A 13,218-nucleotide genomic window follows, 5' to 3' on the forward strand; every position below is an offset into this window, starting at 1 on the left:
ATATTTGATTGGCGTGATGTTGATAGATTCCATATTTAGGGTAGTTTGGCGATATTGGTATCACATATCTTTTCCGTAGAATTACATCTTATAGCTTGAACTGTTCTTTCTCTATAATGAAAGTGTCTCACATTGAAAGGAGGATCGGTTGTTATTTAATGTGCTCTGAGATGAATTTAAATGTAAACGCTATCATTTGAGCACTCAGATAGGGCGACACATTAGTGATAATCTACTTTAAGAGGAGGATTATAATGCGCAACAAGTATGTCGTATGGTCGCTTGTAGTAACCCTGTTGATTTCAAGTTTATACCTGGCAGCGGGTCCGTTCACATTTGTTAGTGCCTCTGGTGGCGCGAGTTTGACGCTGGGCAAAACTGTAACGGCTAGCGGTCAATCACAAACGTATAGTCCAAACAATGTGAAAGACAGCAATCAAGAGACGTATTGGGAAAGCAGCAATAATGCATTTCCGCAATGGATCCAAGTTGATCTCGGTACAGAGACAAGTATTGACCAAATCGTATTGAAGCTGCCAACGGGCTGGGAGACGCGTACGCAAACACTCGCCGTTCAAGGCAGCACAAATGGATCTACATTCACTGACATTGTTGGTTCAGCTGATTATGTGTTCAATCCTTCAGCAGGAGGGAACACCGTTAAGATTGATTTTTCAGCAACCAGCACTCGTTATGTACGCCTGAATGTAACAGGCAATACGGGTTGGCCGGCAGCGCAAGTATCTGAATTCGAAATTTATGGAGCTAGCACACCAACACCGACGCCAACAGCCACACCGACAGCCACACCAATTCCAACAGCCACACCGACAGCCACACCAACGCCAACAGCCACACCAACGCCAACAGCCACACCAACGCCAACAGCCACACCGACAGTCATACCAACGCCAACAGCCACACCAACTGTCACACCAACGCCAACAGCCACACCAACTGTCACACCAACGCCAACAGCCATACCGACAGCAACGCCAACGGCTACGCCTGTTGCGGGCAGTAATATCGCGGTTGGCAAATCGATTACCGCATCCTCTAATACGCAATCATTTGTGGCAGCAAATGCTAATGACAACAACACCAACACATACTGGGAAGGTGGCAGTAATCCTAGTTCATTGATACTTGACCTGGGGTCAAACTACAACGTTTCCTCAATCGTTCTAAAGTTAAATCCAGCCGCTGCATGGGGAGCACGTACCCAAACGATTCAAGTGCTCGGTCACAATCAAAACACAACGACATTTGGAAATCTGGTGTCAGCACAATCGTATTCGTTTAATCCAGCTTCAGGAAATACAGTAACCATTCCTGTTACCGCAACTGTCAAACGTCTACAGCTTAATATTACTGCCAACTCGGGTGCTCCAGCTGGACAGATCGCCGAATTAGAAGTGTACGGTACTCCAGCTCCGAATCCGGATTTGGTGATTACTGGCATGTCCTGGTCACCAACGAATCCGGTTGAGTCTAATGCGATTACGCTGAACGCAATCGTAAAGAATATCGGCAATGCCAGCTCTCCAGCTACTACTGTTAATTTCTATTTGAATAATGAGCTTGTAGGCTCAGCTCCGGTAGGTGTACTAGCAACTGGAGCATCGACAACAGCATCGATGACACTTACCGCAGGAGTTAAGCCTGCAGCAACGTATTCAGTTAGTGCCAAAGTTGATGAAGACAACCTAGTTATCGAACAAAATGAAGCGAATAACAGCTACACGAACCCAGCGTCACTTATTATCGCTCCAGTGTCCAGCTCTGACTTAGTGGGAACTGTTACATGGACACCAAGTAATCCTGTTGCTAATAACAATGTAGCGTTCAATGTAAATCTTAAGAATCAAGGAACCATTGCCTCTGCAAGTGGTTCACATGGTATAAGCGTTGTTCTAAAAAACTCTGCGGGTTCCACTGTTCAAACCTATAATGGATCTTATAACGGTGCCTTAGCAGCGGGGGCATCAGTTAATGTTGCGATTCCAGGGACTTGGACAGCGATTAATGGTAACTACACAGTCACCACTACTGTTGAAGTGGATGCTAATGAGATAGCTGCCAAGCAAGCGAATAATGTAAGTGTTTCTAATCTCGTTGTCTATGCTGCGCGTGGTGCAAGCATGCCGTATAGTCGATATGATACCGAGTATGCTACTCTCGGGGGTGGCGCGACCTTGAAATCGGCGCCAACCTTTGATCAGGCATTACTCGCTTCTGAAGCTTCTGGCCAGCGTTATATAGCTCTTCCTTCGAATGGTTCGAACTTAGAGTGGACGGTCAGACAGGGTCAAGGCGGCGCAGGTGTAACGATGAGATTTACAATGCCTGACTCTGCAGATGGGATGGGATTGAATGGTTCACTGGATGTGTATGTGAATGGAGCGAAAGTAAAAACAGTTTCTTTAACCTCATACTACAGCTGGCAGTATTTCTCAGGTGATATGCCTGGCGATACACCTAGTGCAGGACGTCCACTATTCCGTTTTGATGAAGTTCACTGGAAGATGGATACACCCCTCCAACCTGGGGACAAGATTCGAATCCAGAAGAACAATGGAGATAGCTTGGAATATGGTGTGGATTTCATTGAAATTGAATCTGTTCCAACAGCAATTGCCCGCCCAGCTAACTCCGTATCTGTAACAGATTACGGTGCTGTGGCAAACGACGGACAAGATGATCTGGCAGCTTTTAAAGCTACTGTAAATGCAGCCGTGGCAAGCGGAAAGTCTATTTATATTCCAGCAGGAACCTTTAATCTTGGCAGTATGTGGGAGATTGGTTCTGCTAGTAATATGATCAATAACCTCACTATTACTGGTGCTGGTCTCTGGCACACCAATATTCAGTTCACCAATCCTAATGCTGCGGGCGGGGGTATTTCACTCCGTATTTCAGGTAAGCTAGATTTCAGCAATGTTTATATGAATTCTAATTTGCGCTCACGTTATGGACAAAATGCAATTTACAAAGGTTTTATGGATAACTTTGGAACCAACTCTATTATCCATGATGTCTGGGTAGAGCATTTTGAATGCGGAATGTGGGTAGGCGACTACGCTCATACACCTGCGATTTATGCTACCGGGCTGGTAGTTGAAAACAGTCGGATTCGGAACAATCTTGCAGACGGCATCAACTTCTCGCAAGGCACTAGCAATTCAATTGTACGCAATAGCAGTGTGCGAAATAATGGTGACGATGGTCTTGCAGTATGGACCAGTAACACCAATGGTGCACCTGCTGGTGTGAATAATACCTTCTCGTATAACACCATTGAGAATAACTGGCGTGCGGCAGCGATTGCTTTCTTTGGAGGAAGTGGTCATAAGGCTGATCATAACTATATCATTGATACAGTTGGTGGTTCCGGCATACGTATGAATACCGTTTTTCCAGGTTATCATTTCCAGAATAATACGGGTGTAGTTTTCTCAGACACAACCATTATTAACAGTGGCACGAGTAAAGATCTTTATGGGGGTGAACGTGGCGCAATTGATCTTGAAGCATCAAATGATGCTATCAAGAACGTTACATTTAACAACATAGACATCATTAATACCCAGCGTGATGCGATTCAATTTGGATATGGTGGTGGATTCGAGAACATCGTGTTCAACAACATCAATATTAACGGTACAGGACTTGATGGAATAACAACTTCACGGTTCTCAGGTCCACATAAAGGTGCAGCTATTTACACCTATACAGGCAATGGTGCGGCAACCTTTAATAACCTGACAACTTCTAACATTGCTTATCCGAATCTGAATTATATTCAGAGCGGTTTTAATCTAACGATTCATTAATTTTATGTACGAGGTTGAGGGAGAAGCTCTTAGGAGCTTTTCCCTTTTTAGCTTGTAACGAGCTAATATCTCTAATTTGCCAGAAGGATAATGACTACATGAACAAGAAATTAATATATGGGGAATTTAAACTATTAAATTTTTGAAATTCTTTTGCAGATGTGTTGATTTCATCATCTTATGTTCGTCATAGCAGATGCGTCGGATCTCAAAGGACCTCCTGATTTTGTTAAACAACTTACTGCGCTTATTCAGGCAAACCATTTAATTACTTAAAGGGAGAGATGAAAAATGAATCAGGAAGTAATCGATTTTATTGAAGCGCTAAAAGAATCATGGCAGGTGGAGTTGTCCACCTCACTACGTGAGGTTGTTCATCAGGCTATACCGGATGTGCAGGAACGTATTCAGTATAAGAAACCTCATTTTTTGAAAAATGGAAAATACGCTGCGGCCATCTCGACATCAAAAGACGCAGTCAGCTTTGTAATCTTTAATACAACCGAGCTAACGCTTCCAGAGGGAGCATTTGAGGGACCACCTGAAAGGAAAACCTTAAAGCTTCGAAAAGGAGACACATTTGATTCTGCACAGTTGGTCTCTTTAGTTGCTCAAGCTTCAGCTTCTCTTTGATCCATACTTATATTAAAAGGACGATATCTCAAAGTCATTTGACTTCATGGGATATCGTCCTTTTTTGATGATTATACAGTTTTAGTTACTAGTTGTAGTGCTGAGATAATGAATCTGCTCTTCCAGGATGGTACTTGCTTTGCCTAAAAATGTTGTTATCAACTCAAGCTCCTGCTCAGTAAAGGAAGACGCCAGTTTAACCATCTTAGTGTGCAAAGGAAGGTAGGCATTTCCAACCTCGTTATTCTCATATAAAGGGACAATGATCACCTTACGACGGTCATTTGGGTCATGTTCTCTGCGAACAAAGCCGTTTTTTTCAAGTCGATCAACTAATGTGGTAATGCTGCCTGTAGTAAGTCCAGTTAATTTGGATAGCTCGCCGGCGGTGATAGGACCTTTTTCCTGAAGGATATCTATAGATAGAAAATCGTTATTGTATAACCCTAAAGAAGTTGCTACTTTTTGCTGATACAAAACCGTTCGGCTGCCTAGGCCCCGCATGCGTAAAGTTAAGTCTTCCTGCTGAATTGTAACTTGATTGTGTCGATCTCTTGACAAAAGAGGACCCTCCTTTTAAAATGTTTATATCTTGATAGTCAAGATAATTAATAAACAAGATGCTTGATGAACATCTAATTAATTGTCTTGATTTTATCGAATTATTCACTAATTTGCAAAGGGTATAACATCACGTGGTTTGGAATGAAGCCTGTGCACAATCCTTTAACAATTAGAGCAGAACTAAACATTTGGGAAAAGTGGAGGAGAAAAAGGAGCATGGAAAAGAAAAATAAAGTTGGGGTTATTATAGTAGCTCTATTGTTGGCCACCCTTATGGCATCAATGGATAATACTATACTTGCAACCGCAATGGGAACCATTGTAGGTGACCTTGGCGGTTTTGACAAATTGATGTGGGTTACGTCCGCTTATATGATAGCTGAGATGGCGGGTATGCCGATTTTCGGTAAATTATCGGATATGTATGGACGTAAGCGATTTTTTATTTTCGGTATTATTGTCTTTATGATTGGTTCAGCTTTATGTGGTACGGCAAATTCTATTGTCCAGCTTAGTATTTATCGGGCGATTCAGGGTATTGGTGGAGGGGCACTCGTTCCTATCGCATTCACGATTATGTTCGATGTAGTGGCCCCGGAGAAACGGGGGAAAATCGGTGGGTTATTCGGTGCTGCCTATGGTATTTCCAGTATTTTCGGTCCCCTTATTGGCGCTTATATAGCGGATTATATTCATTGGTCTTGGGTCTTTTATATCAATTTACCCATTGGTGTTATTGCATTCTTTATGATCGCTTTCTTCTACAAAGAATCTGTTGAGCATTCCAAAGAGAAAATTGATTATCTTGGGGCTTTTACACTTGTAGCTTCAATCCTTTGTCTCATGTTTGCGATTGAGCTCGGGGGTAAGAAATATGCTTGGGACTCGACAATGATTCTGGGATTATTTATGGCTTTTGTTGTGTTTTTAATTGGTTTTATTTTTATTGAACGTCGTGCAGAAGAGCCAATCATTACCTTTGGCATGTTCAAGAATCGTCTCTATTCTACGAGTAATGTTATGGCGATATTTAGCGGAGCGGCATTTATTACAGCCTCGGTGTACATTCCAATTTATATTCAAGGGGTTCTTGGCGGGTCTGCCACAAATTCGGGGCTTGTTCTACTTCCGATGATGATTGGTTCTGTTATCACTGCTGCTGGCGGAGGATTCTTGCTCTCTAAATTTAATTATCGCACGATCATGATTTCTACGTTAGTACTCCTTGTTGCAGGTATTGCTCTGCTTACCACACTAACACCAGACTCCTCCCGGTTTATGGTCACTATTTTTATGTTTCTGGTGGGTCTTGGCATAGGTTCATCATTTTCTGTTCTAAGCAATGCAGCGATTCATGGATTTACAGCAAGACAACGGGGTTCTGCAAGTTCGACACTTAGCTTCACACGGGAGCTGGGAATGACACTTGGTATTACGGTATTTGGTATTATTCAAAGTCACATTTTTTCGAATAAATTAACTTCCATGTTCAGTAAAGGAGGCGCGGCACCAGAAGGTGTTAATCTAAGTGATCCAAGTACAATTTTGACTCCCGACACACGGGCCAAAATTCCCTCTGAGGTTCTTGATAAAATCACCGAAGGATTATCTTCTTCTCTTGTTCATACCTTTGCTTGGGCGATTATTCCATCAGTTATAGCTCTAATGGCAGCATTTGTGATGAGCAGGGAGAAGTTTGATCCTGCTTCTGAGCTGGAAGAATTTACGGCATCGCATTAAGGAAATAAAAGATAAAATAAAAGCCTAAGTCCTTTGTTAATAAAGGCTTGGGCTTTTTTGATAAGAAGCTCGGCGATCCTATTTCTCTGAAATGCTATATCGAGAATGTAAATGCCAGATAAGCTCTCTACGGCTGCTGACACCTGCTTTAGCGAAAATGGATTTTAAATGATCCTGAACCGTGTAAGCAGAAATATGTAACTCAGCAGCCAATTCTTTAGTAGATAATCCACGAATTACTCCTTCAAGTAAATGCTGTTCCCGTTTCGTCAGATCATACGCTTCTGCAATGATAGGAAGCATATCTGCTGGACGTGCAGGCTCGAATGAAATAGCGATTTGCGTCTGACCGTCGTATGCATGAAGCCGGCTAGCCCGGATCACTAGATAAGGTCCTACTGACATCCGGATACAGGACTTAGCCATCCCCGAAGATTCAGAGGGACTATTGATTGCTTGTGTGCTCACCGCCCGAATTGGACGTGGCAGGATATGGTGATCAATTTTTTCTAATGAACGAAGTTTCTCTAACCAGCGGTCTGCTGTAGGATTGGAGGAGAGGAGCACTAGTTGATCAGAAAGGACAGCAATTCCGGAACCGTAATCTTCTTCCAGCCAAGTCTGATTTCTCTCAGGCAACTCAAGACTGAAAGCCCGCATTCTTGCGGCAATCTCAGGAAGCATTAAGGCTATCCACTCACAATCCTCCCGCGAAAATACAGGCTGACCCGACTTTCTGTAAAGTGTCAGATACCCCCAACACGCATCTCCATGAACAAGTACAGCGCGTAATTCATCCTCAAATCCTGCCGGAGATAGTACCTTTTGATAGCGAGCACTCAAATCTGGCTGCCCTTCGGTTGCTTCATATAAAGTAGCTACGTGCATTTTACTATGAACCATTTGCTCATAGGGATTAATATCGTCTTCACCGTATTCGATCTGGAACAAGTGATGGTGAATGGATTCCACGTTATCTTCTGTAACTGCACCTGTCGAGAGTAGTGTACGTGGATCAACATGGGTACAGCAGGCAGCATCAAAGGGTACAGCATCGCGTAAAATCGACAGTAATGAAGTACGGTAGCTATGTGAAGAATCAGAAACAGCACCTAACCTTATGATTTGTTGTTTAATATGATTAAGTTGTCTTATGGTTTTCATAGGTCAGCCCTCTAGTCATGGAGTATAAAAACAGGTATCCCACATTTATGGGATAGTGAATGTAAACCATATCCGTATAATTGAGAATGGTTCTTAATTATTTCTATTATATAGGATGCGGTGATAAAATGCAGAGAAAAGAAGATATTGTAGTCGTCGGTGGATATGGCCATGTAGGGCGTACCATTTGTGAAATCTTAGAGAAAAAATATCCTGGAAAGGTATATGCTGCAGGGCGAAGCCTTGTAAAAGCAAAGCAATTCAGTCAAGCAACTGATGGGAAAATTAAGCCGATGCAGGTGGATATTAATAAACCTTTACCTACTGATAAGTTAGAACGAGTTAAATTAATCATTATGTGCTTAGATCAAACGGATACAGATTTTGTAAGAGCTGTGTTTCGAAGCGGTATTCATTATGTGGATGTATCTGCGAACGGTTTGTTTTTGAATGAAATTGAGAAATACAAGAGAGAGGCTGAAGATAATGGGTCAAGTGCTGTCTTAAGTGTAGGACTTGCTCCCGGCATCACTAATCTCCTGGCCCTTGAAGCAGAGCGGCAGATGGATCAGATCGAGGAGATAGAAATTGCAATTATGCTCGGACTAGGTGATTCTCATGGCAAAGCGGCGCTAGAATGGACAGTCGACAGTTTAGCAGCTAAGTTCGAAGTGAAGCAGGGTAATCGCCAGGTTGAGGTGGAGAGCTTTACAGACAGAAGGTTATATCATTTTGGTGATAAGATGGGTAATCGATATGCTTACCGTTTTCCATTCTCAGATCAACAGACACTGAGCAGAACACTGAAAGCATCGTCTATCTCCACACGATTTTGTCTTGATTCAGCTATGGTTACTAAAATACTGGCAATAACGAAAAAAACAGGAGCCGTTCGCTTACTGCAAATAGGCTGGCTGAAGAATTTAATTGTTCGTGCTATGGGGCGGCTGCATTTGGGGGATGATGGGTTCGCTATTAAGGTTGAGGCAAGTGGAAGAAATTTAGAAGGTAAATTACTTCATGCGGATTTTTTATTACAAGGAAAGAATCAATCTATCATTACGGCAAAAGTAACAGCGGCAGTAGCAAAACATCTATATGATTCACCACCCCCAGGTGGAGTTTACCATATTGAGCAGCTGACTGATATAGCGTATATACAGAAGGAATTAGGATCAGCAATTTCTCTCAAGACTGCGGTAAACTAGTATAATATTAATCATATAGAAAGGGGCGTCATAGAATGAATAGAAAAGATTGGGAGCTGTTGAACGGTCATAAAGCGGGCGTGTTTTGGTTCACAGGATTATCAGGTTCAGGAAAAAGTACACTAGCACAACAAGCTGAAAAAGAATTGTTTAAGCAAGGCATAAGATGTGCTGTGATCGACGGCGACCAGCTAAGAAAAGGTTTAAATATCGATTTAGGTTTTTCAGAAGAGGATCGTAAAGAAAATATGCGGCGTGCGGCCGAAGTAGCGTCTATGTTTTTGGACCTTGGCTTTATAGTGCTTGTCCCGATGATTTCACCTTCTTCAGCTGCTAGAGAAGCGATTAGATATCGTTTTCAGTCTGGCGAGTTTGCAGAGATTTATGTGCAATGTTCATTAGAAACCTGCGAACAACGTGATCCTAAAGGGTTGTATAAGAAAGCTAGAAAAGGTGAAATTCGTGAGTTTACAGGTATTGATGCTATTTATGAACCCCCTAAACATGCCGAATTGACAGTTGACACAGAGATTTACAATATGGAGAGCAGTGTGAATCTGCTAGTTGATTTTGTTACACATAATTACGCTAAAAAGATATAGTGGGAAGTTAACAGAAGCCTAATTAAGTAGGGCTTCTTTTTTTGCATTCTCAAATGGAATTTTATCGCATAAAGGGAATCAAGGTGCTACAATATGAATGAACAAAAATAAATTCATTCATATTTATCGGGATTATTCAAAATATGCGATATATGGAGGAGTCCAAATGAAAAAAGTTACTGCATTTATTGGGAATCAGCAAAAGCATGCGACCTTCGAAGCGGTTTGTGAATTTGGTAATAATTTAAAGGCATATGGTGATATTGAATTTGAGTATATTTTTTTAAAAGATTATCGGCTTGAATATTGCCGGGGCTGTAAGCTGTGTTTCAATAAAGGTGAGGAATATTGTCCTTTAAAGGATGAACGCGATGTATTGATGGAGAAAATGATTCATTCTGACGGGGTTATTTTCGCTACCCCTAATTATGCATTTCATGTATCGGCACCGATGAAGAACCTCTTGGATCGGCTTGCCTTTGTATTTCATAGACCTCGTTTCTTCGGAAAAACCTTCACGGCTATTGTCAATCAGGGGATCTTTGGAGGCAACAAAATTGAAAAATATCTTAGTAATATGGGCGAGAATTTCGGATTTCAAGTCACAAAAGGTTGTGTCTTGACTACTTTGGAACCAAGAACAGAAGTTGCGCAGAAAAAAATGACGAGAGAAATTAAGAAAGCCTCCGAAAGATTCTATAAGGACCTCATGTCACCTAAGACTCCGGTTCCTTCATTTTTCAGGTTAATGCTGTTTCGAATGTCACGTACAAGTATAAAAACAATGCTTGATGATCATTCCAGGGATTACCGGTATTACAAAGAACAAGGCTGGTTTGAGTCGGGTTATTATTATCCTGTTTCATTGGGTCTTATAAAAAGGACAGCGGGTCTGATCTTTGACTTTATTGGGAAACGTATGGCGAAGAATTCGTAACCATAAAGACACTTCCCCGTATAAGATATGAACATGACCGACAATTAACCAAAAGAGAAGTTGAGGTAATCCACCTATGAATGTAAATTTAACCGATCATGCCGATTCAGCCTATTCGCTAGCCGAGCAGAGGGCGGCTCAGTATTTTGTTTCACTGCATATGCAGTTCAAAGAAAAAACGTATGTATCTACTCTGACTGAAGATATTCAATTATGGAAAAAACATCATATTCATCGCCGCTCATGGTTGTCCTTTTTCTCTAGAGGGAAGAGGAAACCTGATTCTCAGGATTATCATAAGTATATAGGGTGGCTGAATCTTTCCGGTAAATTGGATGATTATTTAGATCGCAGCGTTTCCTATTTATATATGAGAGATCTGGGCAAAGCCTTGGATTCTCCTGACACACAAAACAGGATTAAGCGAATGGTTGCTGACATTAGATCTCAATTGATCCCAGACGGTTCAACAATGATAAGAGAACAATCGGAATTTATGAGCTTGGCAGGAGTATATCGCTGGGCGCAAAAAGAAGGCGTCGAGACCGCCACCATCTGGGTGATCGACAAGCTAAAGAACGTATCAACCCATATTCCGCAGGAAATGAATGCCGAACAAGCGCAGCGTAAGTTAATTAAGATCATTATCGGGGTCATTCTGCATGTAATGGAGGAAATGGGGGAGAGTACCCCACCTTTGGAACGTTCTAAGAAGCTTAGTGAAGCCATTAGACTTGGCTATTCTTATGGGCTGACTTACCCTTTTATTGATGATCTTCTCGATTCCAGTGTCTTAACGCTTCAAGAAAAAGAGCAATATTCCCTCATGTTACGCGACGCTATCCTTACTAGATCTGTGCCTGAGCTTGGAGAATGGTCCGGAGAGAACATGGAATTCATTCGATACGTACATTCGGAGCTTAGTGAAGCTTTCCAATATATTAAAAGCTATCAACGTCCAGAAATGCAGAACATATTTTTCGAGCAATCCTTTGTGTTTTTTCAATCTCAGGAGCTGGACCGTGTTAAGGAACTCTCCAACGCTAAATACACCAATGAAGAGCTTTATATCCCCATTATCTTAAAATCCTCTTCTTCCCGTTTAATTGTCCGATCCGTTATTAGTGCTCCTACAGATGATGGATTTGATCAACGTACTTTTTATTATGGTCTTTACAATCAACTGGCTGATGATTTTGCGGATATGTTTGACGATATGAAAGAGGGAGCGGTAACGCCGTATACCTATTTTCTGAAATACCGTGATCAACGTTCAGATTTGATAAACCCTTTTGAATTATACTGGACCGTCATCTCTCATCTAATCCATTCCGTATATCACTCCGATGCCAAAACCCGTGAAGTGATTCTAGATCGAGCAATTAACGGTTTGAAGCGTTGTAAAGAACGTGTGGGTACTGAAAAGTATAAAGAGATTATGCAGATCTTTGCTTCGGGTCAACCCGAATTTAATCATCTCGTGCAGCAAATGGTGTTGAAAGCTGATGATGTGGATTTTTTTGACAAACTACTAAGAGATCAACTGCTTACGAATTTAAAAAACAACAAGCAGGAAAAGGTGGATTTTCACAATACGATTCAAAAGGTTCGTGGTGAAATCAACAATCAATTGCCGATTAATAAACCTGTTGGGACACCAGCTATGAAAGAAATGTTAATTGATGCAGCCAATTATAGTTTAGAGGGTGATGGCAAGCGAATACGACCTATCCTGACTTGGGTTATGGGTGTGAACGAATACGGATTAGACAGCGCAGCAATTGTGCCGCTTTTGAGGTCTTTGGAATATATGCATACTGCATCCTTAATTTTCGATGATCTGCCCTCTCAGGATAATGCCCCCACTCGAAGAGGCCGTTCAACTCTACATGAGGTGTATAATAGCGCTACGGCGGAATTGACAGGACTCTTTCTAATTCAGAAGTCGATTGAGGAACAGGCATCCCTTCATACATTCGATGCTAAATCCGTAATTGCTTTAATGCAATATTCAGCTCAAAAGGCGGAAGATACCTGCATGGGGCAAGCGATGGATTTGAATTCTAAAGGAAAAGCATTGACGCTAGAGCAATTAAATATGATTTGTTTCTATAAGACGGGCATTGCGTTCGAAGCTTCACTAGTTATGCCAGCGATTCTTGCACAGGTTAAGGAGACAGAAATAGAAGCTTTGAAGAAATTCGCTTATCATGCGGGGATTGCTTTTCAGATTAAAGATGATTTACTCGACTTGGAAGGGGATTTACAATTACTAGGTAAGCCGACAGGGCAGGATGTTGAGAATAACAATGCAACGTTTGTATCCATTCTGGGTTCAGAAGGCGCTAGAAAAGAGATGTGGGAGCACTATTGTCTTGCCATGGAGGCGTTAAAAGAGATCCCCCGCAATATCAATTTTTTAAAACATCTATTGAATTATATGGTTAATCGTGATCGATAAATATGAAAATGGAGTGTTGGCATCTTTGCCAGCACTTTTTTATGAAAAAAATCAATCGTTTTTACGTTCAGCTCCG

The 13,218-nt window shown here is 41.7% G+C and carries 9 protein-coding genes; 7 read left to right on the forward strand and 2 right to left on the reverse strand.

Going from position 1 to position 13,218, the window contains the following annotated elements:
* Window positions 1–254: 254 nt before the first annotated feature.
* Both MKZ16_RS15545 and MKZ16_RS15550 read left to right on the forward strand, forming a co-directional pair.
* Window positions 255–3,833: a discoidin domain-containing protein gene (locus tag MKZ16_RS15545; protein WP_076105653.1), complete on the forward strand. Its 3,579-nt coding sequence runs from the start codon at window positions 255–257 to the stop codon at window positions 3,831–3,833.
* A 291-nt stretch (window positions 3,834–4,124) separates the two neighbouring features.
* Window positions 4,125–4,466, forward strand: a complete 342-nt coding sequence (locus tag MKZ16_RS15550; RefSeq protein WP_036677965.1) for a DUF1801 domain-containing protein — start codon at window positions 4,125–4,127, stop codon at window positions 4,464–4,466.
* An 81-nt stretch (window positions 4,467–4,547) separates the two neighbouring features.
* Here the strand turns inward: MKZ16_RS15550 and MKZ16_RS15555 are convergent, their stop codons facing one another.
* The gene (locus MKZ16_RS15555) at window positions 4,548–4,970 is read right to left on the reverse strand and encodes a MarR family transcriptional regulator (RefSeq protein WP_169744822.1); all 423 of its coding nucleotides are present in this window, start codon (window positions 4,968–4,970) and stop codon (window positions 4,548–4,550) included.
* Window positions 4,971–5,246: 276 nt separating this feature from the next.
* Here MKZ16_RS15555 and MKZ16_RS15560 point away from each other — a divergent pair, with 276 nt between their 5' ends.
* On the forward strand, window positions 5,247–6,770 hold the full coding sequence (locus MKZ16_RS15560; protein ID WP_038570903.1) for an MDR family MFS transporter: 1,524 nt from the start codon (window positions 5,247–5,249) through the stop codon (window positions 6,768–6,770).
* Window positions 6,771–6,848: 78 nt separating this feature from the next.
* Here the strand turns inward: MKZ16_RS15560 and MKZ16_RS15565 are convergent, their stop codons facing one another.
* Window positions 6,849–7,934 (reverse strand): helix-turn-helix transcriptional regulator, encoded by a 1,086-nt coding sequence (locus MKZ16_RS15565; protein WP_076105654.1) that lies wholly within the window; start codon window positions 7,932–7,934, stop codon window positions 6,849–6,851.
* A gap of 128 nt (window positions 7,935–8,062) precedes the next feature.
* Here MKZ16_RS15565 and MKZ16_RS15570 point away from each other — a divergent pair, with 128 nt between their 5' ends.
* From MKZ16_RS15570 to MKZ16_RS15585, 4 genes are all read left to right on the forward strand, one after another.
* On the forward strand, window positions 8,063–9,142 hold the full coding sequence (locus MKZ16_RS15570) for a saccharopine dehydrogenase NADP-binding domain-containing protein (protein WP_036677954.1): 1,080 nt from the start codon (window positions 8,063–8,065) through the stop codon (window positions 9,140–9,142).
* A 35-nt stretch (window positions 9,143–9,177) separates the two neighbouring features.
* A complete protein-coding gene (cysC, locus tag MKZ16_RS15575) occupies window positions 9,178–9,744 on the forward strand; it encodes an adenylyl-sulfate kinase (RefSeq protein WP_038570909.1) in 567 nt (188 codons plus the stop codon).
* 166 nt (window positions 9,745–9,910) lie between these two features.
* Complete coding sequence (locus tag MKZ16_RS15580) at window positions 9,911–10,681, forward strand: flavodoxin family protein (RefSeq protein WP_076105655.1); 771 nt, start codon at window positions 9,911–9,913, stop codon at window positions 10,679–10,681.
* Window positions 10,682–10,757: 76 nt separating this feature from the next.
* Complete coding sequence (locus MKZ16_RS15585) at window positions 10,758–13,142, forward strand: polyprenyl synthetase family protein (protein ID WP_076105656.1); 2,385 nt, start codon at window positions 10,758–10,760, stop codon at window positions 13,140–13,142.
* Window positions 13,143–13,218 lie beyond the last annotated feature (76 nt).

It is taken from the genome of Paenibacillus sp. FSL R5-0928, assembly GCF_037970385.1.
Lineage (GTDB): Bacteria > Bacillota > Bacilli > Paenibacillales > Paenibacillaceae > Paenibacillus_AQ > Paenibacillus_AQ odorifer.

Coding starts and splice junctions, on each gene's coding strand:
- MKZ16_RS15545 (WP_076105653.1), top strand. CDS start 255: ATGCGCAACAAGTATGTCGTATGGTCGCTTGTAGTAACCCTGTTGATT.
- MKZ16_RS15550 (WP_036677965.1), top strand. CDS start 4,125: ATGAATCAGGAAGTAATCGATTTTATTGAAGCGCTAAAAGAATCATGG.
- MKZ16_RS15555 (WP_169744822.1), bottom strand. CDS start 4,970: ATGCGGGGCCTAGGCAGCCGAACGGTTTTGTATCAGCAAAAAGTAGCA.
- MKZ16_RS15560 (WP_038570903.1), top strand. CDS start 5,247: ATGGAAAAGAAAAATAAAGTTGGGGTTATTATAGTAGCTCTATTGTTG.
- MKZ16_RS15565 (WP_076105654.1), bottom strand. CDS start 7,934: ATGAAAACCATAAGACAACTTAATCATATTAAACAACAAATCATAAGG.
- MKZ16_RS15570 (WP_036677954.1), top strand. CDS start 8,063: ATGCAGAGAAAAGAAGATATTGTAGTCGTCGGTGGATATGGCCATGTA.
- cysC (WP_038570909.1), top strand. CDS start 9,178: ATGAATAGAAAAGATTGGGAGCTGTTGAACGGTCATAAAGCGGGCGTG.
- MKZ16_RS15580 (WP_076105655.1), top strand. CDS start 9,911: ATGAAAAAAGTTACTGCATTTATTGGGAATCAGCAAAAGCATGCGACC.
- MKZ16_RS15585 (WP_076105656.1), top strand. CDS start 10,758: ATGAATGTAAATTTAACCGATCATGCCGATTCAGCCTATTCGCTAGCC.